This is a genomic window from Shewanella mytili, assembly GCF_046765975.1.
Classification (GTDB): domain Bacteria; phylum Pseudomonadota; class Gammaproteobacteria; order Enterobacterales; family Shewanellaceae; genus Shewanella; species Shewanella mytili.
In genome coordinates, this window is sequence record NZ_JBKOUD010000003.1 from 62,846 (window position 1) to 88,526 (window position 25,681).

The following is a 25,681-nucleotide window of genomic DNA, read 5'->3' on the forward strand; positions in this document are numbered from 1 at the left end:
CAGCATAACCTGTGGTTAATATAAGCTCAAGTGGCGGTTACATATCTGTTACCATGGATAAAATCATTTACAAATGGAGTTCGCCCGTCGCTATAAATTCGGTTAGCATGGAGCAACTTAAAGGTACAAGGGAAGGGTTATGTCTGCAAAACCTCTGACAACCAAAAACACGTTGATGTTGATATGGAATGTCATCAATTTTATCCGAAAACTGGTGCTGAACCTGGTGTTCTTCCCCATTTTCCTACTGATATTAATAGTGTTTGTGGCTGCGATTTTCAGCAGCGATGAAGTCAAAGTGGAAGATGGCTCGGCGTTAGTGCTGAATCTGGCCGGCCGACTGGTGGATCAAAAACAGGAGATTGATCCGGTAGAAGCGGTATTAAAACAGCAACAGGGACGCAGTAGCGACGGTGAAGTACTGCTAAGCGATGTACTGTATACCATTGACAGCGCCAGCAACGACAGCCGCATCAAGGCCTTGGTGTTGGATCTTGCCGATCTCGCACCCGGTGGCATTACCAAAATCCAAGCCGTGGGCCAGCATCTCGAAGCGTTCAAGAAAAGCGGCAAACCGGTGATTGCCATTGGCAATCATTACAACCAGTATCAATATCTGTTGGCCAGCTATGCAGACACCATCTACCTCAATCCCCAAGGTGGTGTTGCCATTGAGGGGCTGAGCAGTTATCGCCAGTTTTACAAAACCGCGCTGGAAAAATTGCAGGTAAACACCCATGTATTCCGGGTGGGAACCTATAAATCTGCCGTGGAACCGTTCATCCGTGATGACATGTCACCGGCAGCCAAAGAAGCCAACAGTGCCCTGCTGCAGGACTTGTGGCAGGTTTACAGCACAACCGCAGCCAATAACCGGGGAATTGCCGCCGAAGACTTTGCGCTGGACAGCAAGCGTTACCTGCAAGTGCTCAATGAAGTCCAGGGGCAGTCCGCCGAAATGGCCATCCACATGAAATGGGTCGACCAACTGGCAACCCATGAGCAATTCCGTCAGGCGATGCTCAAGCTGGTGGGAAAAGCGGACAAAGGGCACAGTTTCAAGCAGATTGATTACTATGATTACGCCGCGCTGGTTGCTCCAGAGCCAGAAATCCTGCCCAAAGAAGGCATTGGCATTGTGGTAGCCAAGGGTAATATTCTGAATGGCGCCCAGCCTGCTGGCACCATTGGCGGTGACAGCACCTCATCGTTGCTGCGCAAAGCGCGCTTTGACAAGAAAATCAAAGCCGTGGTGCTGCGCGTGGATAGCCCTGGGGGCAGTGCGTTTGCTTCTGAGCAGATCCGTCAGGAAGTTCTGGCGTTAAAGGCGGCTGGCAAACCGGTCGTGGTCAGCATGAGCAGCCTGGCCGCTTCCGGCGGTTACTGGATATCAGCCAGTGCGGATTACATTTATGCCAATCCGGCCACCCTCACCGGCTCCATCGGGATATTTGGCATGATTGCCACCTTCGAGGACTCTCTGGCTGCACTGGGGATACATACCGATGGTGTAGGCACCAATGACTGGGCTGGCCTTTCTGTAACCCGTCCTTTATCTGATGGCGTCAAAGCGGTTATCCAGCGCCATATCGAACGGGGATACCTGGATTTCATCTCGCTGGTGGCTAAAGAGCGCCACATGACACCTGAGCAAGTAGATAACATCGCCCAAGGCCGGGTTTGGTCAGGGGTTAAAGCCAAGGAGCTTGGCCTGGTGGATGAGTTGGGTGACATCGATGCGGCCATCACCAAAGCGGCAGCCCTTGCCGGGTTGAGCGCTTATGACACCAAGGTCGTCGAGAAAGAGCTGACACCGGAGCAGCTGTTTATGCAGAAGTTCCTCTCCAATGTGGCCAGTTGGGTGCCGGCCGGCGTTGCCCATAGCAGCGTGACACAACAGTTGCTGACCCAGCTTACGGCCGTTGCCACCGAGTTGTCATCGTTCGATGATCCGAACCATGTTTACCTTTACTGCGAAAACTGCAGTTATTAAAAAAACCTCAATAAGGCCCGGTTATCCGGGCTTTATTTTTTTTTATTGCTATAATTCACTCCCGATTTTTAACGTACCTTCAATACTGTCTCCGATGACAAAAAAAAATATCTACATCGCCTATACCGGCGGCACCATCGGTATGCAGAAAACAGAACACGGTTTTGTTCCCGTTGCTGGCTTTCTGACGGAGTGTCTGCGCTCTATGCCCGAGTTCTTTCGGGATGAAATGCCCACGTTTGAACTTCACGAATACTCGCCGCTGATTGACTCATCCAACATGTCGCCTGCTCACTGGCAGATGATTGCCAATGACATTGAAGCCAATTACGACAAATACGACGGTTTCGTCATTCTCCACGGCACGGACACCATGGCATTCACTGCCTCGGCGCTGTCATTCATGCTGCAGGATCTGGCCAAGCCGGTCATTATCACCGGTTCCCAAATTCCGTTGTCTGAGCTGCGCTCCGACGGGCAGACCAACCTGCTCAACGCCCTGTATATTGCAGCCAATTATCCGGTGGCGGAAGTTTGCCTGTTTTTTAACAACAAGCTTTTTCGGGGCAACCGCACCACCAAAGCCCACGCCGACGGTTTTGACGCCTTTGCCTCACCGAATTTTCCACTCTTGCTAGAGGCGGGCATTAAAATTCGCCTGCGGGCAGGCGTAACAAACCATGACGTTAAAAAACCGTTGCAAGTCACCCACATTCAACCCCAGCCCATCGGCATCGTGACCCTGTATCCTGGGATCTCCAACGACATTTTCCGCAACATCCTGCAACAACCGGTAAAAGCGCTGATCATATTAACGTATGGAGTGGGCAATGCCCCCGAAGATCCGGAGCTGCTGCAAACCCTGAAACAGGCTCACGACAGTGGCATTGTACTGGTGAATTTGACCCAGTGCCGTCAAGGACGGGTAAACATGGGAGGGTATGCCACGGGCAATGCGCTGGCAAATGCAGGCCTTATCAGTGGCTTTGACATGACGACGGAAGCTGCTCTCGCCAAGTTGCACTATCTGTTTTCAAAAAACCTCAACGTGGCGCAAATTCGCCAACAGATGCAGCAAAACCTCTGCGGCGAGCTGACGAACGATTAAGCGCCCCCATTTGCGTGAGGTATCTTGAGTCAACCCTCGGGCATGTAACGGCTTACGCATCACGCAAGGGATAAAAAAACCACCTTCACAGGTGGTTTTTTACGAGGTTACAACTCTTTTTCCTGGAATTGGGCAATGGTATCGCCACGAAAACGCTTTTTAAGCTCGGCTTTGGATAGCTCAATCACCTTGCCATCAGTCCCGATGGTGAAATGCTCATCTTGCTGCAGGCGGCGCTGCTGAAACAGCATGACCACCTGCAAGGTGGAGTCCCGCTGCTCGTCAGACAAACTGCTTCCATCTTCCCATTTACCGGTTTCTGCCGCACTTTTAAGGCGCTGGTATACTTCCATGGGCATGTCATCAATGACTTTCAGTAAATCACTCATAGCTGTTTCCGTTTATTCAGTATGATGCGTACCCGGGTGATGAGGTATCCAATAAAACCGAATACAAACAACACACCGCCCACAACAGCCCGGGTGCCACTGGCCACTTCACCGCCCCAGAACCACACAACCACGCCCGCAATGAAAATGGTCATGGCAATCAAGCTGTGATTCATCAACTGACTGGATTTTTCAATCCGTTTTATCCGCTGGGCGGAGGACAAATCCCCCTGTAACTGCGCTTGGCAATGGGGGCATTCCCGGGCTTTATCGGATATCCGCTTTTCGCATATCGGACAACTGGTTAAGGCCATGTTGCCGCCTCCTAACCCAATTGATCAACCACGGCCAACATGGCCGTCAATGAGGCTTCACCCAAATGGATGCAACGCTCGGGTGACCAGCCCACCATGGGATCGGCCAGGTTATCGTTGTCTTTAAAAGGCATTTCCAAGGTGTTTGACAGACAGTTGAAGGTTTGTGCCACCCAGTTGGAGCCAATGGTCAAATTGGCTTTGCCGGGTTCATCCTTGCCATAGCCAAACTCGGTCTGAAAATCCGGGCTCACCAGTAACAGGGCTTGTTCAAAGCTGTCCTGCAGGGCTTGCAAGCGCTCATTCCAGGCAGGCACGCCATCACATCCGGCCAAAAATACATAAGGCAGCGCTTCATCACCATGTACGTCATAAAACAGATCAACGCCGGTTTGCTGCATTTTATCCACCACATAATACACTTCCGGACTGTTCTCCAGTGACGGAGACTGCCATTCCCGGTTAAGGTTGACCCCTTTGGCATTGGTACGCAGATGCCCGCGCACGCCGCCATCCGGATTCATGTTGGGCACCACGTAAAAATTGGCTTTATCCAGCAACTGTTTGGATACGGGATCGTCCGGATCCAGCAATTTGTACAGCAACCCTTCCACCAGCCATTCTGCCATGGTTTCGCCGGGATGCTGGCGGGCGGTGATCCAGATGTTCTTTTTGTCGTGGCTGTCATCACCAATTTTCACCAGTGTCATGTCCCGGCCATCCAGGGTTAATCCCAGATGCTCCAGCGACACTTTCGGGTGCATCTGCACCGCACTCAACAAATCCTGGTGCCGCTCGTAACTGTATGGGGCAAAATAGGCAATCTGGATGGCGTCAGCATCCAGCTCCACGGTAATGCTCAGTTTGCCGTTTTCGAACTGGGTGGGCAGACGGAACCAGTGCTGCCGGTCATAACTGGCTACCGCCTGATAGTTTTCCCAGCCCTTGGGATAGGAAGAGGTGCCCGCATTCATAATGTTCAGGGTGTAGCTGTTGCCCACATCCCCTTCAAAACGAAAATTGAACCACTGATAAAATTCACCGCCTTCATCCTCGCGGATGGCCAGTTGAATGTCGTCTTTGTTTTCCAGGCTGAGCACCTGAATGTTGCCACCATCAAAATTGGCGCTAATACGCATATGAATTCCTTGAATATCCACCGGTGTCATCACCCGGCACGTCAAATATCCCGTTTAGGATAAACCAAAAGCATCACGGATGACATCCGCCATCCGCCCGGTAAACCTGATAAAAAGGCAGCCAGCGCTGCCTTTAACTCACATCTTGACCGGTCATCAAAAATTACGGCTGCAGCATCAACTGCCGAATATATTTTACCGGGGCACTACCGTAACTGAGGAACTGTTCGTTGAATTGTCTCAAATTGAACTGCTGCCCCTGCTTGAGCTTGAGCTCATCGCGCAAGTCGTAAATGGCGCGAAAGCCCGCGTAATAGCTGGCCAGTTGCACCTGGCTCAGGGTCGCCCGGCGCCATTTGCCTTCGGCTTCCGCCTGTTGCTGGAAAGCCTCTTTGGTCATCAGTTCCATGGCCTGGGCTTTGCTCATGCCCTTTACCTGAATGCCGTAATCCAAAATGGTGTTACAAATCACCCGCAAATTCCATTTGTAGTACATCAGCCAGAGTTCGGGTTCAAAGTCACCGTATCCCTCTTCCAGCATCATCCGCTCAGCGTACACGGCCCAGCCTTCAATCATGGCGCCGTTACCGAACAGGCTCTTAATCAGGCTGGGGGATTTATTGGCATAAACCAGCTGGGCATAATGCCCGGGAATGGCTTCGTGAATATTGAGGATTTGCAACACCCAATGGTTGTATTCCCGCAGGTAACTTTCTGCCGAGGCATCGGACATCTCATCCAGCGGCGTTACATTGTAATAGGTGTTGCCACCCTTGTCATAAGGCCCCGGGGCACTGATGGAGGCGCCGGCAATGCCGCCAAGATAAGCCGGGGTTTCCCGGATCACCAGGGGTTTGTCCTTGTCCAGCTGCACCAGTTGGTGCCGGTTGACAAAATCCACCAACTGCGGCAACTGCTGTTTCACTTCCTCAACAAAATTTTCCCGTTTTACGTGATTGACCGACAACTTGTCAATCAGCTGACGAATAGCCACTTTGTCATCAACAGGCTTTGCTGTAGTGAAATATTTTGGCCATAAATCCGCGGTGATTTTTGCCATCTCTCTTTGTACTTTGTCTTTGTCTGACAAGGCTTTTTCGTACAAGGTTTTGGCTGTCATGCCGGAATGGATATCATACGCAAATTTTTGCTCGTAAAATTTTTCACCAATCCGGAAACTTCTGGCGCCCTCTTTTTGCAGCTTCTGCTCCAGTTTTTGCAAAAAGAGGATGTAATCATCCGCCGCTTTGTTGGCCGCGATGACGCGCTGTGTAAAACGTTGTTTTTCAGCCATGCTCAAAGAGGAAGTTGCAACCGTTTGCAGCAGTTCATCCGACAATACGGCGGCCACCCCCTTGTTTTGCAACATGGCCAGTTGGGTATGCTCCAGGGTGGGATTGCTGATATTGGCTTTGGCCGCGGCATAATAGGCCGGGACATTGTCCAGTCTGGCCAGCGCCGCCCGCAAACGGACATCCTGCGGCGCGTAGTTTTCATTAAGGATAAGGGCCAAACCGCCTGCCACGTTATAACTGGCGGGATCCCACTGCCAGGACTTGAACTGGGTGATTTCCCAGGCGCTGCTGGCCAGCTGATTTTCAATCAGGTGATAGTCAATCATGTTGGCGGTTGAGAGTGACGCAAGGGAAAACTGCCCCAAGCGCTGCTGATAATCACGGATAAAGGCCAGCATGGCGGCGCGGCTGTTCGCATCGGGAATTTGCAACACCGCATCATACTTGTGATAACCGCTATACAGTGCAGAGGTAGGAGCATGTTGCCAAAAATCTTCAATAAAACGGGCGCTGAAGGCCTTGAACTGCTGGTTTTGCTCCGCATTTACCGTCGCAATAGGCGTTTCATTGTGGGTCAAGGCGCTGCTATGGGACTGGCATGCACTGAGCCCGCCCAGCGCCAAGGCAATGGCCAAGGGCAACATCAGTTTTTTCATTGTTATCTCATCCTTCAGGCTTGTGTGATTGATATTGAGTAAATCATGGCTAAGGGCCGATTTACAGCAGCAATCGGCCCATCTCACAGATTGTTACAGTTTTGTAGCCAATCACTGCGCCACCGGGGTGTATACCGTGCTTTTATCAATGCACCAACCGCTGCTGCCTTCGGGAGTTTTATCCTGGGGATAACCGGTCATGAGGGTGTTGTTGGGCAAATGCTGCAATACCAAAGGTTTTGGCTGGGCGTTGTTGTCCCAGTAAAGCGTTAACAGCATGGCGTCTGAACCATCGCAGGTTTTAAGGTGGGCATCGGCAACTTCCGCATAGGCACTGCCGTGATATTCGCTCACGGTATCGCCCTGGCACTGCTGATTGTCGTACAGCTTGGCGTGGCTGCGGTAAGTATCCTTGCCAAAGGCCATGATGAACTCCTTGCTTTTGTTGCCATCAACCAGACAGCCACTGCTCCAGTTTCCCGCTAACGGCAGCTGTTTGGCTTTTTGATGCTGCCAACCAAAAATACTGAGGATGATAACGCCGACCACCAGCAGGGCCATGGCAATGGTTTTTGACATGAATTTCTCCGAAAAAACGCTCTGAAAATAAGGCTCTGTGACAATACCACAGTTTGGTTTAGACTGGGCGTTCAGCTGTTAATTATCTTTAGCGGCCATCTGCGCTATCACCGTTAAATGGAAGTATTATGGTCACCATCAATTTTGCCCGGCGCATCACCCTCGCCCGCCCTTACAATCATCCAACACACGCCAAGCAGGAGATTGCCGCCCTGCAACGGGCTTACGAAAGCGACAGGGGGCGGATTATCAACTCCGCCGCCATCCGGCGCTTGCAGCAAAAAACCCAGGTATTCCCGCTGGAGCGCAACGCCGCCGTCCGCAGCCGTTTGACCCATTCCCTGGAAGTGCAGCAAACCGGCCGTTTTATCGTACAAAAGATTTTTGATCTGCTCAGCCAGCAACAAGTGGCGTTGAGTTCACTGGGGTTAACCGGTATGGCGCGGCCGCTGGAAACCCTAGTGGAAATGGCCTGCCTGATGCACGATGTGGGCAACCCGCCTTTTGGCCATTTTGGTGAAGCGGCCATCAGCGACTGGTTCGAGCGCCATTTTGACACCATGGCACCGGATGATTTCCAACAGCACACGGACTTGCGCCGGGATATCTGCCATTTTGAAGGCAATGCCCAGGGATTGCGGCTGATGCACACCCTGCTGGGACTCAACCTCACCTACAGCCAGTTGGCGGGCATTCTCAAGTACACCCGCTGTGGCACCCTGGATAAAGCCAAACGTCCTGAGAATAAAGCCTACCTGATGAAAAAAGTGGGATATTACGCCAGTGAAAGCCACATTGTCAGTGCCATGACCCAAGCACTGGACATGGCGCCTGGCAACCGCCACCCGGTGAGTTACATCATGGAAGCGGCAGATGACATCTCTTACTGCCTGGCCGATATTGAAGATGCCGTAGAAAAAGACGTCATTTCACTGGCGCGGCTGCAGCAGCAACTCATTGCACAATACCAACAACAGTGCCACACCATGAAACTGGCAAGCTCGCACCATGCGCTGATGGCAGAGGTCATTGCACAGGCGCAAGAAGCCGCCAATAAAAATGCCATTAATCCCGAAAGCCAGTTTTTTACCTTTTTACGGGTGAAACTCATCCATCCGCTGGTACAACATGCCGCGCAGCGGTTTATTCAGAATATCGAAGCCATTTACCGGGGCGATTTCAATCAGCCATTACTGGAAGATCAGGGGCATGAACACGCCATTACCGAAACCCTGAAACGGGTGGCACAACAGGAGGTTTTCAACCACAAAGAGGTGGAGCAAATGGAGCTTCGCGGCTACCGAATTGTCAGCACCCTGCTGGACTGCTACCAGCCGCTGTTACGCATGCCACATGTGCAATTTGCCCAGCTGATTACCGGTAAAGGTCGCGGCCATTTAATTGAGAGCCGACTGCTGAAACGCTTGCCCCTGAAACATCTGGCCACTTACAAACGGGCCATCACCGAGAAGGCATTGCCGGAATATTATCACCGCTGCCGCCTGATACAGGACTATATCAGCGGCATGACGGACGAATTTGCGTTGGATGAATATCGTTTGCTGATGGCGTTGGATTAGCCGGAAAAACCCGTTAGCAGCGGCGGATGCGGACCACTCGCATGGTTTCCATTTCAAACCCGGCCACCAGTGTGGTCTGCGGGTAATAGTCTACGGTCACTTCCGTGCCTTTCAGGCTGCGGTATTTTTTGGGGCGTCTGAAACGAAAAGGGGTTTCGTAATTTTTCAGCATCAGTGTGTGCTGTACCCACTCTCCCTCATCCCGCTGGGTATGTGACATGACAATGCAATGTTCTGTGTGGATCAGTGCAGGATTGTCTCGAGATACGTCAGAAATGCTCATTATTACTTCCCTCCCAAAATTGTTTTCTGACAACAATCAGGTCCTGTCGGGCCTAACATTCATGCCAAACTGGCACCCGCTAGTAAATTTCCGACGGCAAACAACAACCCGTGCTGAAGACAGGGAATCAAAATATTGAAGCCGGGATAGATCCTAACGGTAAGGTTGCAAATAATGCTCTAAACAGAGCCAAGCAACCGGATATGAGGGATTATTGTAGCAAATTTAGCCAGTCTTGGGGCATGGACGTTTAAATTTCTTTTTAACTTTAGCATATGCTTATGATTGCAAAGCACTTTATACACTTTGTAAGCACATGAGATTACAGGGTTTTATGTTTAAAACACGTTGATGCTTGCCGGCATGCATCCAAAGAAATCTCCGGCAAAAATCGGCTGACAAAAAGCTGAATGTGAGCTCTCACCTCAGTATTTTCCCATCATTTTCTGGTGGGTCGCCAATGACTACCAGGGCAGTTCCCTGCCCTGATAATCAAAAAAGTGACCGCTATCTGCCGCAGTCAGCTGTGCTAACAGCGCTTTGATCCCCGTTGCCGAGGTGGCCGCATCAATCAATCCGTGAGGGCCGCCCATGTCGGTACGTACCCAACCCGGATGGATAACCACCGCTTTAATGCCCTCGCCCGCCAAATCCAGCGCCAAACTTTTACTCGCCGCATTAAGCGCCGCTTTCGAGGAGCGGTAAAGATAACCACCACCGCTTTGATTGTCATCAATGCTCCCCATTTTTGAGCTGATATTGGCAATGATGCCTTTGGCTTTACGCAACTGGGGCAAGAAAGCCTCAGCCACCTTGATGGGTGCAATGGCGTTTATTTCCAAGACCTTGCGCCATTCATCTTGCGGAATATCCCCAAGCAATACCGCATTGGGGCCGTAATATCCTGCATTGTTAATCAACAAATCAATGGGGCGATCCCTTAACTCGGCGGCCAGCGCGGCCAACTGTTCATAATCCGTCACATCCAGCTGATACACCTCAAGACCGGGGTTGTCGCTAATCAAATAGAGTAAATCATCGGCCTCTGCAGGGTTGCGGCAACAGGCCACCACATTCCAGCCGGCAGCCAGGTACAGTTCCGTTAGGGCAAGGCCCAGGCCACGATTGGCACCGGTGATAAACAGTTGAGGCATGTCTTCTCCTGAACAGCGCAGCCTAGCTGCTGTCACTGAGTTGTCCTTGATGAATATTGTAAGCCGTTTGGGGTGGCCGCTCCTGCATATGCCATCGTTGGCAATCTTGCCTCGGCGACCCGTTTAAACATTGTGTTGCAGCTGTCCATGCCGGTCAATCACTCTCTCAGATGCAAGCGGCAATGCCCATGGCTGCGTAAAGTGCGTGATTCATGCCCGGTACTGGCTTAACTGTGCACCCAATAAGGGAAAATACCCCATCATGGCAGCATAAATCCGTGACAGCTGCCCCGCATCCGGGGATACGCCTTGCAAAGCACGTCATGCCATAGGGGGCTGCTCACCCAATACCCATTACGGATGGAAGGACAGCGTTCGATGGCACTTTCAAATGCCCTAGCGGTAATCCGGCCCTTGGCGAACATAGTGCTTTTGGGATAACCGCATCCATCTGCTCTTTTTGCCAGGTGACAATGCGCTTTATCGCATCAGGTAAAACCATCCGTTAGCGGGCAAAGCGCTGCACCACTTCCAGCAAATTACCGGCTATCGTTTTCAAATGTTGAATGCGCGATGATGCAGACGCCGCAAACTCCTGGCTACTGCTGGCCATGGTGGAAATATCATTCACCTGTTGATTGATGTCTTCAGACACATGGGCCTGCTCTTCCACCGCTGCTGACATCTGGATGGCCATATGGGAGATGCTGTCCAGTTCGGAGGCGATATCGCCCAGTAACAGCGCACTGTCATTGACTCGAGCCAACCCGGCTTCGGCTTTACGTTGTCCCTGCTCTGCCACGGTTACCGCCAGCCCGGCTCTGTCAGCCAGCTCTTTGATGATGTTATGGATCTCTTTTGTCGATTCTTGTGTCCTACAGGCAAGGGAGCGCACTTCATCGGCCACTACCGCAAATCCCCGTCCCTGCTCTCCGGCTCTGGCAGCCTCAATGGCGGCATTAAGCGCCAGCAGGTTGGTTTGCTCGGCAATCTGTTCAATCATTTGAGCCACGGAGGTAATTTTATCGGTTTGTTCTGACACGCTGGTCACAGAGCTGGAAATATGATCCACAGACGTACGCAACTCTTCCATGGCCTCACTGGTTTTGTCACCTACATTTTTGGCCCTGCCGGCAAGCTCGGTGGACGTGCGTACCCTGTCGGTGGTATCGGTTACGTGCTGGGCAATTTCAGTAATGGCAATGGTCATCTGCTCCATGGCCATTGCCACCTGCTCGGTTTTTTTGTGCTGCTGTTCCAGCATCTGGTTGGAATCCGCGGTAAGCTGCACGGAGGCCTGCGTTTCATCCACAATCACGGTGGCAGCATGATCAATACGGGTCAGCACCGTATTCAAATGGGCCCGCAAGCTCAAAATGGACACCTGAATGGCACCTAATGTATCCCGGCGCTCGGTATAGCTTTGCACCGCAAGGGGATCACAAAACTCGCCCTTGAGGAGCGGTAACAACTCCTGATGAATTTTCTGTTTAGCCACATTCACCAAAACCCCATACACGATAAACGACAGCATCAACAAAATTTCTGAAATACGGCTAAAACCCAGCCCATACAACAAGAGGCTGGCAACAATTGCCACAATTAAAAAAATGTTCTCCGCCGCTAATCGGGATGGCTTGCTAAGCCCTTTACCCTGGTTGAGCCGTGGATACAAGGACTGGCAACGGGCAACATCCTGTGCCCTGGGTTTGGTTCTTACAGACTGAAAACCAATCACTTTTCCGTTTTCTGTCATGGGCGTAATGTAAGCATTCACCCAATAGAAATCACCGTTTTTACAGCGGTTTTTCACCAATCCCATCCAGGGTTGGCCTTGTTTAAGGCACTGCCACATATGACGAAAAGCCGCAGATGGCATATCCGGATGACGTACCAGATTGTGCGGCTGCCCCACCAGTTCTTCGCGAGAATAGCCACTGATTTCAATAAAAGCTTCATTACAATCGGTAATGACCCCATTAACATCCGTCACGGAGATTAATTTTTGGGATTCACTGAAAGTACGTTCATTGTCGGTGACAGGTAAGTTTTTTCGCATCGTTATTAGTTCCTTGAGCTCTAGCGCGATGCCAGAGAGCTCTCAATTGACGGTTACCTAGGCATTACAGAGTAAATATTAGCTGACTTTTACTAACCTATGAGGTTGAAAACAAACATATTGCCACGAATCATAATAATGACGGTTGTCGCAATACCAATAAAGAATGTGACTAGAGTATTACATAAACCATATCTAATGTAGGGTTTTTAACTGTTTGGTAGTGCAAAAAACAACCTTTTAGTTTTTTGCATTGAAAATCATATTGATAGGGTTGGTTAAACAGGGAAGCACGCTATGTCGGCTTATCATGCACTCGTAAAAATGAGCATGAGCCCAGCGGATATGCTGCCAAAGATGGATATGAGAATACAAGTGCCCCCAACTGGCCCACAGGGCTGCCATGGCAGCCCTGTGGGCCAGCACTGGGCGCGTTGGCTACCCAGCATGGCTAAATATATAAAAGCGGCATTATGGGCAGAAAAACGTTTTCATTTTAAGCCAAATTAAACCAGCACCTTATTCATGCCGCAATAAAAAGTAATGTTGCGAAAAATCACGTATCCATTACAAGACATCACCAATAATAGGCTGTAAATCATGCGGTAAAGCGGATGAGTGCCGGTAAGCCCTATTTGTCATTCTTCACTAATGGATTTTAACACCCGGCAAGGATTGCCAACCGCGACCACATTGGCGGGAATGTCTTTTGTTACCACACTGCCTGAGCCAATCACGCTATTGTCACCAATCGTCACGCCAGGATTTACAATCACGCCCGCCCCAATCCATACGTTATTGCCGATGGTAACAGGCTTGGTATAGTCGGCATTTTTAGGCCTTAATTTAGGGTTCACCAGATGGGTTGCTGTCAGTATTTTTACATCAGGCGCAATCAGTACATCATCACCTATTTTTACCATTCCATCATCTAATACCAAAAAATTAAAATTGGCATAGAAATTTTCGCCTATTTCCATATGCGTACCATAATCACAATGGAATGGAGGTTCTATTTCAAAATTTTCACCGATTTTACCAAACAGTTTCTTTAAAATGTTTTTTCTTTTTTCTGTTTCTTCAGGTTCTGAATCATTATATTCTTTTGTAAGATGTCTGGCTTTATTCCGCAAAAGAATTAAATCTTCTGCATATGCATTATAAATCTCGCCACTTAACATCTTTTGTGTATTATTCACCTTAAACATTCCTTGCTTAATAAAAATCATATATATTATATCACATTCAAATAATTGATTTTTAAATTTAAAATAATATCTATCTTGACATCATATAAAAATATTTTTATTGATAACATTAAATTAACTCAAGGCTTTATTTCCTAAATCGGTTGAACTAAAGCTGTAGTGGCTGAACTGATCGGTATAGCCTACCGTACAGCTGATTTTTGGACAAAAACGGGAAAATCTGTACGAAAAAAGTAGAGGAAGAAACTTCGGTGGATTTAAACCTCCGCGTACTGACTTAATCGCAGGTTCCCTAAACTCCCTTTCAGATTTATGCGGCTTGCTGCTCACCGTCGTTTTGTGAGTCGTCAGCGGTTAACTGGCCATTAGTGATGCGTTCGAGCTGATACGCTCTGAGTGGTGGGACGTGTTTGCCCCATTGCGATACAGAAGATTTTGAAATGCCCAACGCCTTGGCTAACGCTGTAGCAGTTTTGAAATGAGTAATAGCCATCGACGTTTTCATCAGAAGCCTCCTTTGCCATAAGTAAAGTCAATATTAAGATCTCTTTACTTTTCAGTCGACATAAAAGTAAAGGACAATTGACTAGATGAAAGTTAAGATTGCTAAACTATGATGAATGAACGAATCAAAACCAGACGTAAAGAACTGAAGCTGTCACAAGAAGCTTTAGGTAAACGTGTTGGAGTAACCAAAGCAACTGTATCCCAATGGGAGAACGGTATTACTTCGCCTGCGGGCGAGAACATGCACAAGCTTTGCAAAGCATTGAGCACATCATCATCATTTTTGCTTTATGGCGTTGAGGATAAAAATAATCCATCTGCAGACGCATCATTCCAAGGTGAAATGGCAACTTGGGATAACAGCACGCCACTTGATAAAGATGAAGTTGAAGTGCCCTTCTACACAGAGGTTAAGCTGTCTGCTGGAAATGGCATCATCGCTGATGTCGAAAACCACGGCCCCAAGCTACGCTTTTCCAAGTCTACCCTGCGCAGCCAAGGTGTTGAATACAGCGCAGTAGCCTGCGTAAAAGTCTCTGGCAATAGCATGGAACCCGTTTTGCCGAACGGCAGCACGGTGGGCATTGATACTGCCAATAAAACCATTGTCGATGGAAAAATGTATGCCATCAATCATGATGGCATGTTGCGCGTCAAACTGCTGTATACCCTCCCCGGCAACGGTTTGCGCTTACGCAGTTACAACCAAGACGAATATCCTGATGAAAGCTATAATGGTGATCAAGCAAAAGTGATCACCGTTATAGGACGTGTGTTTTGGTATTCAGTTCTTATGTGATAAAACACTTCTCTAATAAAATCCACATTCCTCACATGGCTTTTCAACATTTTAATTATATTATTACAGACGTCGAACAACAAATTTCAGGCTCTTACCTAATATAATTAGCACCGTAATATCTCAATATTTTATATACGCGCCACACCTATTGGTTTAAATACCAGTTATCATCTTAAATATAAGTTTATTTGTTTCGTAATTTGAGAAACAAAGTGATATAATATAAATTTAAAATTCTATCTGAATAAGGTCTATTATATGTCTTCGAGTTTTCAGACTCCATTAAGATACCCTGGTGGGAAAGCGAGACTAGGTGCTTGGATAGCATGGCTGATGAGACATAATGATATAAGTGGTGGCATTTACGCAGAGCCATATGCCGGAGGTGCAGGTGCTGCCTTATATCTATTGAGCAATCAATATGTAAGACATATTTTCATAAACGACCTTGACCCTGTGATTTATGCATTTTGGTGGTCAGTAGTTAATGATTCGGAAAGTTTAATCACTCTTATTAACTCCGAGGATGTAACAATTGAGAACTGGGTTAAACAACGTGAAGTTTTAAATAATTTAGAACAACATTCTCGTACTGAGATTGGATTTGCCACGTTCTTTCTAAACAGAACTAATCGTTCCGGAATATTGAAAGCTGGAGTCATAGGCGGACGTTCTCAGAACGGAAATTATAAAATTGACGCTAGGTATAATAAAGAAGATTTATCAAGAAGAATACGGACAATAGCTAGACATAAGAAAAGAATAAACTTAACAAATCTAGATGCGATGAATTTTATTAATGACCTAGCACCTGATTTTGGTAGTAAATCGCTGATTTATCTAGACCCGCCATATTTTAATAAAGGTAGTCAGTTGTATCGGAATTTCTATAATGCTGATGACCACCGGGGTATTGCTGAAAGTATATTTAATATAGATTCACCTTGGATCGTCACTTATGATAACTGTGAACCGATTAAAGACATTTACAAAGAATATGACACCCAAGAATTTTCACTCATATACTCAACGAGTATGGAGCGACCTAAAGCAACAGAAATAATGGTGTACAATAATTTAGATTTACCTTGTACACCATTCCTAAGTAGGACAACGAGACCTTATCCTAAAGATTGGGAAAAAAGGTTTGCGATATAAATTGAAATCATTTATTTGCTTTTTGTAAAATTGATTCAATTGTTTTCAATAACAAAGGTTCCACTGCCTTAAAGTGTACCGCCAAATGTCTTGAGTCAGGACTATGAATAACAGAACTATGCTTCATTAAATTACCTTGTTGTGCAATATAGTCGATCGCCGATTTGAGTTCTGCTCTTACACCCTTATCGTTATACCATTCATTTATCTTTGATTTGTAAAACCCGTCTAAAGATGTATTTGCTTCTTTTCCGAGCAAAGTTGATAAAATTTCTATAAAGGTCCAAACACAAATACACATTAAAGAACCGTGTGATTTTAGCGAAATTTTGCACAACGAATTATAAAACTCCTCCAACTTGGAAGAATTTAACTTCTTTAATTCTGTAAAGAATGGCTCTGATACTACTATAGTTCTTGGCAATGATGTAGTTTTGACTTTCCCGCTATTACTGGACTCATTTTTGTTTGAGTTATCGACATTTAAGTCGTTAGAATTACCACCATTATTAGAATTAGTACTTTGACTACGTGACGAATTACTTTCGGTTTTTCCGTTGTTTCCATTACTATCAGAAAGTTTATTTACATCTGGCAGTGAAAACTTTTCAAGATATCTACTAATTTTGTCTGCATCAGCATAAGAATCACCAACTCGAGATAAGCTAAGTTCTTTATTTTTGATGGATTCTAGAAAAGTTTTTGATTTATTTAATGCATCATCTACTAAATTTTTATGCTGTTTTGACAAACGCATTTGCTTTTCAATGAATATATCTTTCGAAATAATGCCCTTACTAATCGCTGACCTGACAATCCTTGTAAAGACTTCATGCGAATACTCTCTTCCGTCAATAAAATCAGATATATCAGGATGTTTAGATTCTAATGCGAATATTAATGCCGTTGAATGCCAACTAGCAGAATCATCTGTTATTTTCTGATCGAACCTGAATCTTGCCGCAGCGATAGCAGACCAGTTCAATCTACGAGAACCATTTCCTGATGCATGACGTTCATATACAGTTTGATAAATTTTATCCTTTGAATCAGAAACTTGTGCATGAATAGCGTCAAAATCAAATAAAGTTTTTGCTAGCAACCCTTCTGCTTTTTTCTTAAGTGCAGGTGTCGGTGCTAGCTCTGGTGTACGTATGACTTTTAGTGCAGCGGTCCTTCTGTTACCGTCAAGAACGACAGCATCATGTTCTGCTGAATACACCAACAAAGGTTCACCTAAGTCCTCTTCTGCTAAGCTGGTCATCAAATTTGAAAAATATGTAGGGTTCGATCGGTATATTTTTTCAATACAAGCTTGTTGGTCACTAGCCTTTCTAAATCTGTAGTTCCCTTCATCCAACATAAGATCATCAATTGAAAAAGATTTGATTTCCGCAAAGCGCATAGTCTGCTCTTCCCTGTTTTAACTTTTAATAAAAGAGCATCTGAATTCAGATGCATAAATAGTTTTAGTACCCATAATCTCTGTCGATTATAGATCAACCGTCAAGCATAACCACCTATAAACATTGAATATTTCAGTAATCTATCAAATCACATTAAGCATACTTTACATCAAGCATTGAAAACAAAGTAAAGATATCTTAACATTTTTTTATTATTTCGTTCTCAGGGTATATGAATCAATGCCAATTCTGACCACCAACCCAAGCACCGCGAAGGAACGCGCCGAACACCGCTTGTTAGTGTCACTGCGGTTTGCCTGCTTGATGACCAAACACCGCAATCCAATGGACTGCCCACGAGTACAGCAACGCGTGGCAAAGTTGGAAAAGTACCTCTACCAACACCACCCAAGCCAACGATTCGACAAGGTGTATATCGATTGCGCTGGCGACCTTGGTGAGCACTTTGCCCTTCGGGTACACAGCAGCAACTACCAAGTGACCATCTGGCGCAGCAACCACAATGCTGCCGCTATCACACCGCTGTTTAGCAACGCTATTGCGTAGGAGGCCGACATGGACTGCCAATCAACTCGCACCCGCACTGCCCGTAAACCGCACCAATGTTGTGAGAGCCAAACCACCATCAACCTGGGCGAGCAATATGCCTTTACCTCAGGTGTATGGAACGGCAAACCCGCCAGTTTTAAAAATGCTAGAACTATTGGGAATATACTCGCACAAACATCACGTTATGTGAACTTAACACCAAGTGAAGGTGATGACTATCCCTACTTTGGCTGATTGATTGACTGGTTTGATAACCGCATCACCGCAGATTATCAGGGCGATGCGTACTAGCCAGTTAATGGACCGAGGAATATTCATCGCCCAAAGCAAAACAGGCGCCGAACAAATCAAACTGTGGTCGCCACGCCTACGGGCAGCCATTGCGTTATCAAAGACATTAACCAAGCCCGGCATTGCATCAACTTTTGTGCTCAGCCAATCACACGGCAGCAAGTGGACCCGCGACGGCTTCAACACCCGTTGGCGTTCTGACCGCAGCAAAGCACGCGAAGCCACAGGCCTGCCGTTAGATTTCACCTTTCACGATCTGAAAGCCAAAGGCATTTCGGATATCGACGGCACACTGCAAGAGAAACAAGCAATATCTGGCCACAAGTCAGCAGGACAAACGGCAAGATATGATAGGAAAACTAAGCGGGTAAACGCAGTCGATAATACAAAAAAATAGGCTCCATCTTCTGAAACCATCTTCTGAAAATCTTCTGAAATGAGCTTTTGGGGGATTGCAGGCATAAAAAAAGAGGTGAGCTTTTATGCTTAACCTCTTGATTTTTATCGATAAGTAGGTGGTACCCGAGGCCGGACTTGAACCGGCACGCTGTAACCAGCGAGGGATTTTAAATCCCTTGTGTCTACCGATTCCACCACTCGGGCTCATCGATAAATGGAGGCGCGACCCGGAGTCGAACCGAGGTCCACGGATTTGCAATCCGCTGCATAGCCACTCTGCCATCGCGCCTTTTCTTACTTTCAATACCGTGCTGATGCAAGATATTGGAGCGACATACCGGGTTCGAACCGGTGACCTATACCTTGGCAAGGTATCGCTCTACCAACTGAGCTAATGTCGCACACATTACAAAGACTGTTTGGTTGCTTAGTCCCTGACTGCGGATTGGCATTCTACCGATTTATCCCGCTGAGTCAATCTGCAATTTACGATTTTATTACTGAGTGCTGGCTATTTATCCAATTGATTGATTTGCCAACGCATTTGCTGAAATCGTGGCGCCATTGCCCCACGATTTCAGAGTTTTCAAACGGCGAAATTAAGCATCAATGGTGGGCAGGCTGATAAATTCCAACCCCAACATTTTACGCATAACGCCCACAACCTGGCAGCTATAGCCAAACTCGTTGTCATACCATACGTACAAAATGGCACGGTTACCGTCAGCAATGGTTGCCTGAGAGTCAACCACGCCAGCATAGCGTGAACCGACCAGATCGCTGGAGACAATTTCACGGGATTCAGTGAAATCCACCTGATTTTGCAGTGCAGAATTTAACGCCACACCTTTCAGGTAATCGTTCATGTCTTCTTTACTGGTTTCAGTTTCCAGATTCAGGCTCAAAATGGCCATGGATACGTTAGGTGTAGGTACGCGAATGGCGTTACCGGTCAGTTTGCCAGACAGTACCGGCAAGGCTTTGGCTACGGCTTTGGCGGCGCCGGTTTCGGTGATAACCATGTTCAGCGGGGCACTGCGACCACGACGGTCCGCTTTATGATAGTTATCAATCAGGTTCTGATCGTTGGTATAGGAGTGAATGGTTTCCACATGGCCGTTGACGATATGATACTTGTCGTTGATGGCTTTCAGTACCGGTGTAATGGCGTTGGTGGTGCAGCTGGCAGCAGAGACGATGGTGTCTTCTGTCAGGATGTCACTGTCGTTTACACCATACACGATGTTTTTAATGGCACCTTTGGCTGGCGCGGTCAGCAGCACTTTGGCGGCCCCTGGACATTTGAGGTGTTGCCCCAAACCGGCTTCATCTTTCCAGATCCCGGTGTTGTCCACTACCAGCGCGTTATCAATGCCGTATTTGGTGTAATCCACTTCATCAGGAGAGCTGGCGTAAATCACCTGGATGTATGTGCCGTTGGCAATAATGGCGTTGTTTTCTTCATCCACTTCCACGGAGCCGTTGAATGGCCCGTGTACGGAATCACGGCGTAACAGGCTGGCACGTTTTTCCAGATCGCCCGGACGGCCGCCACGCAAAACAATGGCACGCAGGCGCAGTTTGTTGCTCTGGCCGGTGCGTTCAATAAGCAAACGGGCCAACAAACGGCCGATACGGCCAAAACCATAGAGCACCACGTTGCGGGGTTCTACTTCATCCTGGCAAGCAATGGCTTCTGCCAGTTCAGTTTTCATATAGCTTTCAATGGCTTCAGTGCCAGTATGAGTGGCCCAATATTTAACGGCCAACTTACCGATATCCACTTTGCATTGTCTTACCGGCAGTTTGCTCAGGGCTTCCAGGAAAGGAAAGCTTTCGCGCAAACGCAGTTTTTCATCAACATGCCGTCTTACCAAACGATGGGCTTTAATGATATCGATTGTGGAAGCGTTTAACAGTGGTTTACCGTATACCACTACTTCAACGCCTTGATTACGGTACAGTTTACCCAACATCGGCTGCATGGCCTCAGCCAACTCAAAACGTTCTTGCCAACTTTGCAGGTATTTATCAGCGCTCATCTACAGATCCTTTAGGTCCCAATCACCAAAAATGACAGGAAATGATTGAGTAACGAATAGAAACGACCAATAATCGAAACAATGACGCCAATGCCATTGTGCTTGGTCGGCGCTATTTTAAAGAAATCTTGATTAACAGGCCAGTCCGGAATTTTTATCTGACTTGTAATTTTATTATATTTTCCAAGGATTAATGATGCTTTCAAAGGGAAAAGTCGTAATAATTACATCATTTTCTTTCATAATCCCCCTATCTGGCTGTGAAAGAAGCCTCTCCACGGCTGAAATCTGTAAGAATAATCCTGAAATTTGTGTCGATTTACATAAAGATGGTTGGTGTCGTGCCCAGCGAACGCAGTTAATCAAAACGCGCTTTCAACTGCAGCAAACCCCCTCGCCTTCCGGCAAGCAGCTCTATGGCCTGTTGCTGGCAACAGAGCATTACAATGACTGCGTGCAGTTAGGCTCGGGTGTCAAGCATATCGAACACCCGGAACGCAGTAACGACAGGGCCAGAGCCTATATTTTAAGTACCCAGGCACTGCAACAATTGCAGGAGCAAACCAAACACAGCACCGAGCCCATTCTGGCCTTTTATCATTGGAGCCGTTTGGGCGATGAAGCCGCTCTTGACACCCTGTTAACGGCAGAGCGGCAACAGCAAATTCGTACGCCGGAAATTCTTGCAGGATTGGGGGGATATTATTTAAAACGGGACAACGCCAAGGCGTTATCGTTATACCTTGATGCCATTAAACATGCCGATAAGGCTCAATTCAACAGTGACTGGCTATTGGGTGCCAGTGAAGCCTACCAGTTACTGGGATTGCCACAGCAAAGTTATTTACTGGCCCAAACCAATATCCTGTTAAGCAATAACACCGCCAATGAAGCACAACTCAATGCGCTGGTAGCCAACCCGCAACAACGCGTTGGCCTGGAGCAGCAAGCAAAAGCGTTGGCCATGGCCATCAAAAGTGGTCACTATGCCCAAAGCCAATGGCCCACCACATTGGCCGGTGCGATAACTAACCGTAACCATGCTAAACCTTGCAGTGCTACCGAGCCGTCATCATAACGTCACCAAAATTTCGTCCCTTTTTTGTCGAGAACTGCTATTACTTAAGCAACACGCAATTTACCTGCCAGCTTAGTGTGATCAACATAATTATTTTTCAGTTTTTTAACTCGATAATCAAATATGGCGATTTTAAGCGCTAATCAGGGCTTTTTTGATGATTCAGCTTGACTGAATTATGCAGCTTTGTAATTTTATTACTAACTAAACATCACAGTCAGAGGGATATTTCATGACTATTCGCATAGCAATTAACGGCTATGGCCGCATCGGACGCAATGTGCTGCGGGCCTTGTATGAAAGTGAAAAAGATTATCCGGTAAAAATTGTGGCCGTAAATGACCTGGGTGATGCCGCAACCAACGCCCACCTGACCAAATATGATTCTGTGCATGGTCGCTTCAATGCTGCGGTGGAGCACGATGATCAAGCCATTTATGTCAACGGTGATAAAATCCTGACCTTTGCAGAAAGGGACCCGGCCAATCTGCCTTGGGCCGAACTTGGCATTGATGTGGTACTGGAATGCACCGGCATGTTCCGCAGCCGCCAGAGTGTACAACCCCATCTGGATGCCGGCGCCAAGAAAGTCATTATCTCTGCCCCGGGCAAAGAGGTGGATGCCACCATTGTTTATGGCGTTAACAACCAGATCCTGCGGGCAGACATGCAGGTGATCTCCAGTGCCTCTTGCACCACCAATTGCCTGGCCCCCATTGCCAAACCCCTTAATGATGCGCTGCACATTGAATCAGGCTTGATGACCACCATCCACTCTTACACCAATGATCAGCGCCTGTCAGATGTTTATCATAAAGATCTGCGCCGGGCCCGGGCTGCCGCGTTGTCAATGATCCCCACAAAAACGGGCGCCGCCGCGGCCGTGGGGCTGGTGGTACCGGAACTTCAGGGCAAGTTTGACGGGCTGGCTGTTCGGGTGCCTACCGCCAATGTGTCATTGGTGGATCTGTCCTTTATCGCGTCCAGAGATACCAGCGTGGAAGAGGTAAACCGCATCATTATCAATGCGGCCAAACAGGCGCCCATGAGTGAAGTGCTATCCATCAACGAAGAGCCGCTGGTGTCCATTGATTTTAACCATACGCCCTACTCTTCCAATTTTGATGCCACCCAAACCCGGGTAAATGGCCGCTTGGTAAAAGTCATGGCCTGGTATGACAATGAATGGGGATTCAGTAACCGCATGCTGGATAATGCCGTTGCCTTGATGGCTGCCCACAGGGCCTGACAATAATGAAAAACGGCATCCCTTGCGTTGCCGTCTATAAAAAAACGCCCGGAAATATCCGGGCGTTTTGTCTGTAGCTATTTTTCATTATCGCTAATAAGCAGTCTCGTGCTTGTTCAAATAACCTTGCCTACAGTTTGGCAAAATCATCCACATTAATGGCACTGATGCGCAATTTATCTGCGGCCAACAGCCGCGCCTGCTCATCCTCATCGATAATGTCCTTCTCAACCGCGGCGGCGCATAGTGCATCCAAAGACAGCTGGCGGGATAAAACACCATGCTTTTGCGCATCACGCAGCTTGGCGTAAAGCGCCCGGCACTGATACATGGCCCGGAATGCCGCTTCCACCTCGGCAACACCGCTGTTATCACCGTCCACTTCAGGACACAAGAATGTCAGCCGTTCCCGTACCGGTGAAGGCTTTTGCAAACTGCTGGCAACCTCACGGCTGAGTTTGTCTGATGGCCCTTTAAACCAATTGCCCAATGGGAACACCAGCACCCGCATCAGCCAGGACAAGGGCTTGTTGGGGAAGTTACGGATGGCGCCTTCCAGTGCCGTTGCCGCCAGCTGCAACCGGGTTTCCATGACATGTTTTACCACCGGCAATTCGTCAAACTGACGGCCATGATCTTCAAACAGTTTCAGAGTGGCAGAGCCCAGGTACAGCTGACTCAGCACATCCCCCAAGCGGGCAGACAACATCTCTTTGCGTTTCAAATCGCCCCCCAGCACCAGCATGGCAATGTCCGTAATGAATGCCAGCGCTGCAGACATTCTACCCATCTGCTTGTAATAGATGCGCGTATCGCCGCTTACGGGCGATTGCGCCAGATAGCTGCCGGTCAGGGCATGGCCAAACGTCGCCAAGGCATTACGCATGGCGTAACCGATATGCCCCATTAACAGGGAATCAAAACGGTTCAAGGCTTCTGTGTCATTCTCCATCCCTGCCGCTTCCATTTCTGACAGCACGTAAGGATGACAACGGGTAGCGCCCTGCCCGAAAATCATCAGGCTGCGTGTGAGGATATTGGCACCTTCCACCGTAATGGAAATGGGGTTTGCCATATAGCCGTGAGCCAGATAGTTTTTAGGGCCCATTTGAATGCCCTTGCCGGACTGGATATCCATTGCATCATTCATTACCTGCCGGCCAAGCTCGGTCATGTGGTATTTGGCAATGGCAGTCACCACCGACGGTTTGACTTTCAAATCGATGCCGGTCGTGGTGAGGCAGCGGGCGGCTTCCAATTGGTAGGTGTTGGCCACAATCCGGGAAAGCGCTTCCTGCACCCCTTCAAACTGACCGATGGACAAGCCGAACTGTTTGCGGATATAGGCGTATGCCGTGGTGGTTTTTGTGGCCAGATGACCAGAAGCCGTTGCCAGTGCCGGCAATGAAATGCCGCGCCCGGCAGATAGGCATTCCACCAGCATCCGCCATCCTTTACCGGCATATTGCGGCCCGCCAATAATCCAGTCCAGAGGGATGAATACATCCTTGCCCTGGGTGGTACCGTTCATGAACGCCATATGCAATGGGTCATGACGACGGCCAATGCTCACCCCGGGATGTTTGGTGGGAATGAGCGCACAGGTAATGCCCAAATCGGCAGTATCGCCAAGCAAGCCTTCTGGATCTCGCATCTTGAAGGCCAATCCCAGCACGGTCGCCACCGGTGCCAGCGTAATGTAACGTTTGTTCCAGGTCAGCTTGAGGCCTATCACCTCTTCGCCGTCAAACTGCCCACGACAAACAATGCCCTCATCAGGAATGGCGCCAGCATCCGAACCGGCTTCAGGCCCTGTCAATGCAAAACAAGGCACCTCTTCCCCTTTGGCCAATGCGGGTAACCAGCGCGTTTTTTGCTCCTGGGTGCCGTAATGGGTCAGCAATTCTCCCGGCCCTAACGAGTTGGGCACCATTACGGTAACGGCGGCGCTAAGGCTACGGCTGGCAATCTTGCTGACGATTGTGGAGTTGGCATAAGCCGAGAACCCTTTACCACCATATTTTTTAGGGATGATCAGGGCAAAAAAGCCTTCTTTTTTAAAGTAATCCCATAACTCCGGGGGCAAATCCCGGCGCTTGTTGACGATATCATAATCGTCAATCATGCTCAGGGCGGTCATTACCTGTTCGTCAATAAAGGCTTTTTCTTCCGAAGAGAGCGCAGGCTTGCCATAATCATGAAGCTTGTCCCAGTTGGGTTTGCCGCGAAACAGCTCCGCCTCCCACCACACATCCCCGGCTTCCATTGCCTGGCGCTCCGTATCCGACAATGGCGGCAGCACTTTACGGAAAAAGGCCAGCACCGGTTTTGTCACAAACTGCAGCCGTACATCCCGTACAAAAAACAGTGCTACCAGTACCAGAATAAGCAATAGCAAAATCGTCATAACATTGCCCTTATA

The 25,681-nt window shown here is 48.2% G+C and carries 23 protein-coding genes and 3 tRNA genes; 10 read left to right on the forward strand and 16 right to left on the reverse strand.

Annotated features, from left to right (window positions below; all coding sequences use genetic code 11):
- Nucleotides 1–139 precede the first annotated feature (139 nt).
- Both sppA and ansA read left to right on the forward strand, forming a co-directional pair.
- Complete coding sequence (sppA, locus tag ACIDEJ_RS04590; protein WP_411986920.1) at nucleotides 140–1,993, forward strand: signal peptide peptidase SppA; 1,854 nt, start codon at nucleotides 140–142, stop codon at nucleotides 1,991–1,993.
- 94 nt (nucleotides 1,994–2,087) lie between these two features.
- Nucleotides 2,088–3,101: an asparaginase gene (gene ansA / locus ACIDEJ_RS04595; RefSeq protein ID WP_411986921.1), complete on the forward strand. Its 1,014-nt coding sequence runs from the start codon at nucleotides 2,088–2,090 to the stop codon at nucleotides 3,099–3,101.
- Between the two features lie 107 nt (nucleotides 3,102–3,208).
- On the opposite strand, the gene ACIDEJ_RS04600 is transcribed toward ansA, so the two are convergent.
- From ACIDEJ_RS04600 to ACIDEJ_RS04620, 5 genes are all read right to left on the reverse strand, one after another.
- Complete coding sequence (locus tag ACIDEJ_RS04600) at nucleotides 3,209–3,490, reverse strand: YeaC family protein (RefSeq protein WP_411986922.1); 282 nt, start codon at nucleotides 3,488–3,490, stop codon at nucleotides 3,209–3,211.
- On the reverse strand, nucleotides 3,487–3,804 hold the full coding sequence (locus ACIDEJ_RS04605; protein WP_411986923.1) for a zinc ribbon domain-containing protein: 318 nt from the start codon (nucleotides 3,802–3,804) through the stop codon (nucleotides 3,487–3,489). The genes ACIDEJ_RS04600 and ACIDEJ_RS04605 overlap by 4 nt, the downstream gene beginning before the upstream one ends.
- A gap of 11 nt (nucleotides 3,805–3,815) precedes the next feature.
- Nucleotides 3,816–4,943, reverse strand: a complete 1,128-nt coding sequence (locus tag ACIDEJ_RS04610; RefSeq protein WP_411986924.1) for a M14 family metallopeptidase — start codon at nucleotides 4,941–4,943, stop codon at nucleotides 3,816–3,818.
- Between the two features lie 163 nt (nucleotides 4,944–5,106).
- The gene (locus tag ACIDEJ_RS04615) at nucleotides 5,107–6,894 is read right to left on the reverse strand and encodes a DUF885 domain-containing protein (RefSeq protein WP_411986925.1); all 1,788 of its coding nucleotides are present in this window, start codon (nucleotides 6,892–6,894) and stop codon (nucleotides 5,107–5,109) included.
- Between the two features lie 111 nt (nucleotides 6,895–7,005).
- Nucleotides 7,006–7,473, reverse strand: coding sequence for a hypothetical protein (locus ACIDEJ_RS04620; RefSeq protein WP_411986926.1), 468 nt, complete (start codon nucleotides 7,471–7,473; stop codon nucleotides 7,006–7,008).
- A 128-nt stretch (nucleotides 7,474–7,601) separates the two neighbouring features.
- On the opposite strand from ACIDEJ_RS04620, the gene dgt reads away from it, so the two are divergent.
- Entirely contained in the window at nucleotides 7,602–9,053 is a 1,452-nt protein-coding gene (gene dgt / locus ACIDEJ_RS04625; RefSeq protein WP_411986927.1) for a dGTPase, read from the forward strand.
- A gap of 13 nt (nucleotides 9,054–9,066) precedes the next feature.
- Here the strand turns inward: dgt and ACIDEJ_RS04630 are convergent, their stop codons facing one another.
- The 5 genes from ACIDEJ_RS04630 to ACIDEJ_RS04650 all read right to left on the reverse strand — a co-directional run bounded on the left by ACIDEJ_RS04630 (nucleotide 9,067) and on the right by ACIDEJ_RS04650 (nucleotide 14,262).
- Entirely contained in the window at nucleotides 9,067–9,336 is a 270-nt protein-coding gene (locus ACIDEJ_RS04630; RefSeq protein WP_411986928.1) for a hypothetical protein, read from the reverse strand.
- 464 nt (nucleotides 9,337–9,800) lie between these two features.
- Nucleotides 9,801–10,490, reverse strand: coding sequence for an SDR family oxidoreductase (locus tag ACIDEJ_RS04635; RefSeq protein WP_411986929.1), 690 nt, complete (start codon nucleotides 10,488–10,490; stop codon nucleotides 9,801–9,803).
- Nucleotides 10,491–10,995: 505 nt separating this feature from the next.
- A complete protein-coding gene (locus tag ACIDEJ_RS04640; protein WP_411986930.1) occupies nucleotides 10,996–12,549 on the reverse strand; it encodes a methyl-accepting chemotaxis protein in 1,554 nt (517 codons plus the stop codon).
- A 638-nt stretch (nucleotides 12,550–13,187) separates the two neighbouring features.
- Nucleotides 13,188–13,748: a sugar O-acetyltransferase gene (locus ACIDEJ_RS04645; RefSeq protein ID WP_411986931.1), complete on the reverse strand. Its 561-nt coding sequence runs from the start codon at nucleotides 13,746–13,748 to the stop codon at nucleotides 13,188–13,190.
- A 319-nt stretch (nucleotides 13,749–14,067) separates the two neighbouring features.
- Nucleotides 14,068–14,262: a Cro/CI family transcriptional regulator gene (locus ACIDEJ_RS04650; protein ID WP_411986932.1), complete on the reverse strand. Its 195-nt coding sequence runs from the start codon at nucleotides 14,260–14,262 to the stop codon at nucleotides 14,068–14,070.
- Between the two features lie 108 nt (nucleotides 14,263–14,370).
- On the opposite strand from ACIDEJ_RS04650, the gene ACIDEJ_RS04655 reads away from it, so the two are divergent.
- A complete protein-coding gene (locus ACIDEJ_RS04655; protein ID WP_411986933.1) occupies nucleotides 14,371–15,063 on the forward strand; it encodes a S24 family peptidase in 693 nt (230 codons plus the stop codon).
- Nucleotides 15,064–15,324: 261 nt separating this feature from the next.
- Nucleotides 15,325–16,224 (forward strand): DNA adenine methylase, encoded by a 900-nt coding sequence (locus ACIDEJ_RS04660; RefSeq protein WP_411986934.1) that lies wholly within the window; start codon nucleotides 15,325–15,327, stop codon nucleotides 16,222–16,224.
- Nucleotides 16,225–16,231: 7 nt separating this feature from the next.
- On the opposite strand, the gene ACIDEJ_RS04665 is transcribed toward ACIDEJ_RS04660, so the two are convergent.
- Complete coding sequence (locus tag ACIDEJ_RS04665; protein ID WP_411986935.1) at nucleotides 16,232–17,629, reverse strand: hypothetical protein; 1,398 nt, start codon at nucleotides 17,627–17,629, stop codon at nucleotides 16,232–16,234.
- A gap of 241 nt (nucleotides 17,630–17,870) precedes the next feature.
- On the opposite strand from ACIDEJ_RS04665, the gene ACIDEJ_RS04670 reads away from it, so the two are divergent.
- The 3 genes from ACIDEJ_RS04670 to ACIDEJ_RS04680 are packed head-to-tail and all read left to right on the forward strand — an operon-like array spanning nucleotide 17,871 to nucleotide 18,888.
- Nucleotides 17,871–18,197, forward strand: coding sequence for a hypothetical protein (locus tag ACIDEJ_RS04670; protein ID WP_411986936.1), 327 nt, complete (start codon nucleotides 17,871–17,873; stop codon nucleotides 18,195–18,197).
- Nucleotides 18,198–18,206: 9 nt separating this feature from the next.
- Nucleotides 18,207–18,434: a hypothetical protein gene (locus ACIDEJ_RS04675; protein WP_411986937.1), complete on the forward strand. Its 228-nt coding sequence runs from the start codon at nucleotides 18,207–18,209 to the stop codon at nucleotides 18,432–18,434.
- A gap of 4 nt (nucleotides 18,435–18,438) precedes the next feature.
- On the forward strand, nucleotides 18,439–18,888 hold the full coding sequence (locus ACIDEJ_RS04680) for a site-specific integrase (RefSeq protein ID WP_411986938.1): 450 nt from the start codon (nucleotides 18,439–18,441) through the stop codon (nucleotides 18,886–18,888).
- 119 nt (nucleotides 18,889–19,007) lie between these two features.
- On the opposite strand, the gene ACIDEJ_RS04685 is transcribed toward ACIDEJ_RS04680, so the two are convergent.
- From ACIDEJ_RS04685 to ACIDEJ_RS04700, 4 genes are all read right to left on the reverse strand, one after another.
- A tRNA-Leu gene (locus ACIDEJ_RS04685) sits at nucleotides 19,008–19,094 on the reverse strand.
- Nucleotides 19,095–19,105: 11 nt separating this feature from the next.
- Nucleotides 19,106–19,179, reverse strand: a tRNA-Cys gene (locus ACIDEJ_RS04690).
- 36 nt (nucleotides 19,180–19,215) lie between these two features.
- Nucleotides 19,216–19,291 (reverse strand) — tRNA-Gly (locus ACIDEJ_RS04695).
- A 198-nt stretch (nucleotides 19,292–19,489) separates the two neighbouring features.
- Nucleotides 19,490–20,932: a glyceraldehyde-3-phosphate dehydrogenase gene (locus tag ACIDEJ_RS04700; protein WP_411986939.1), complete on the reverse strand. Its 1,443-nt coding sequence runs from the start codon at nucleotides 20,930–20,932 to the stop codon at nucleotides 19,490–19,492.
- Between the two features lie 196 nt (nucleotides 20,933–21,128).
- Here ACIDEJ_RS04700 and ACIDEJ_RS04705 point away from each other — a divergent pair, with 196 nt between their 5' ends.
- A complete protein-coding gene (locus ACIDEJ_RS04705; protein ID WP_411986940.1) occupies nucleotides 21,129–22,010 on the forward strand; it encodes a DUF2989 domain-containing protein in 882 nt (293 codons plus the stop codon).
- 232 nt (nucleotides 22,011–22,242) lie between these two features.
- Nucleotides 22,243–23,259, forward strand: a complete 1,017-nt coding sequence (gene gap, locus ACIDEJ_RS04710; protein WP_411986941.1) for a type I glyceraldehyde-3-phosphate dehydrogenase — start codon at nucleotides 22,243–22,245, stop codon at nucleotides 23,257–23,259.
- Nucleotides 23,260–23,389: 130 nt separating this feature from the next.
- Here the strand turns inward: gap and ACIDEJ_RS04715 are convergent, their stop codons facing one another.
- Nucleotides 23,390–25,666 (reverse strand): acyl-CoA dehydrogenase, encoded by a 2,277-nt coding sequence (locus tag ACIDEJ_RS04715; protein ID WP_411986942.1) that lies wholly within the window; start codon nucleotides 25,664–25,666, stop codon nucleotides 23,390–23,392.
- Nucleotides 25,667–25,681 lie beyond the last annotated feature (15 nt).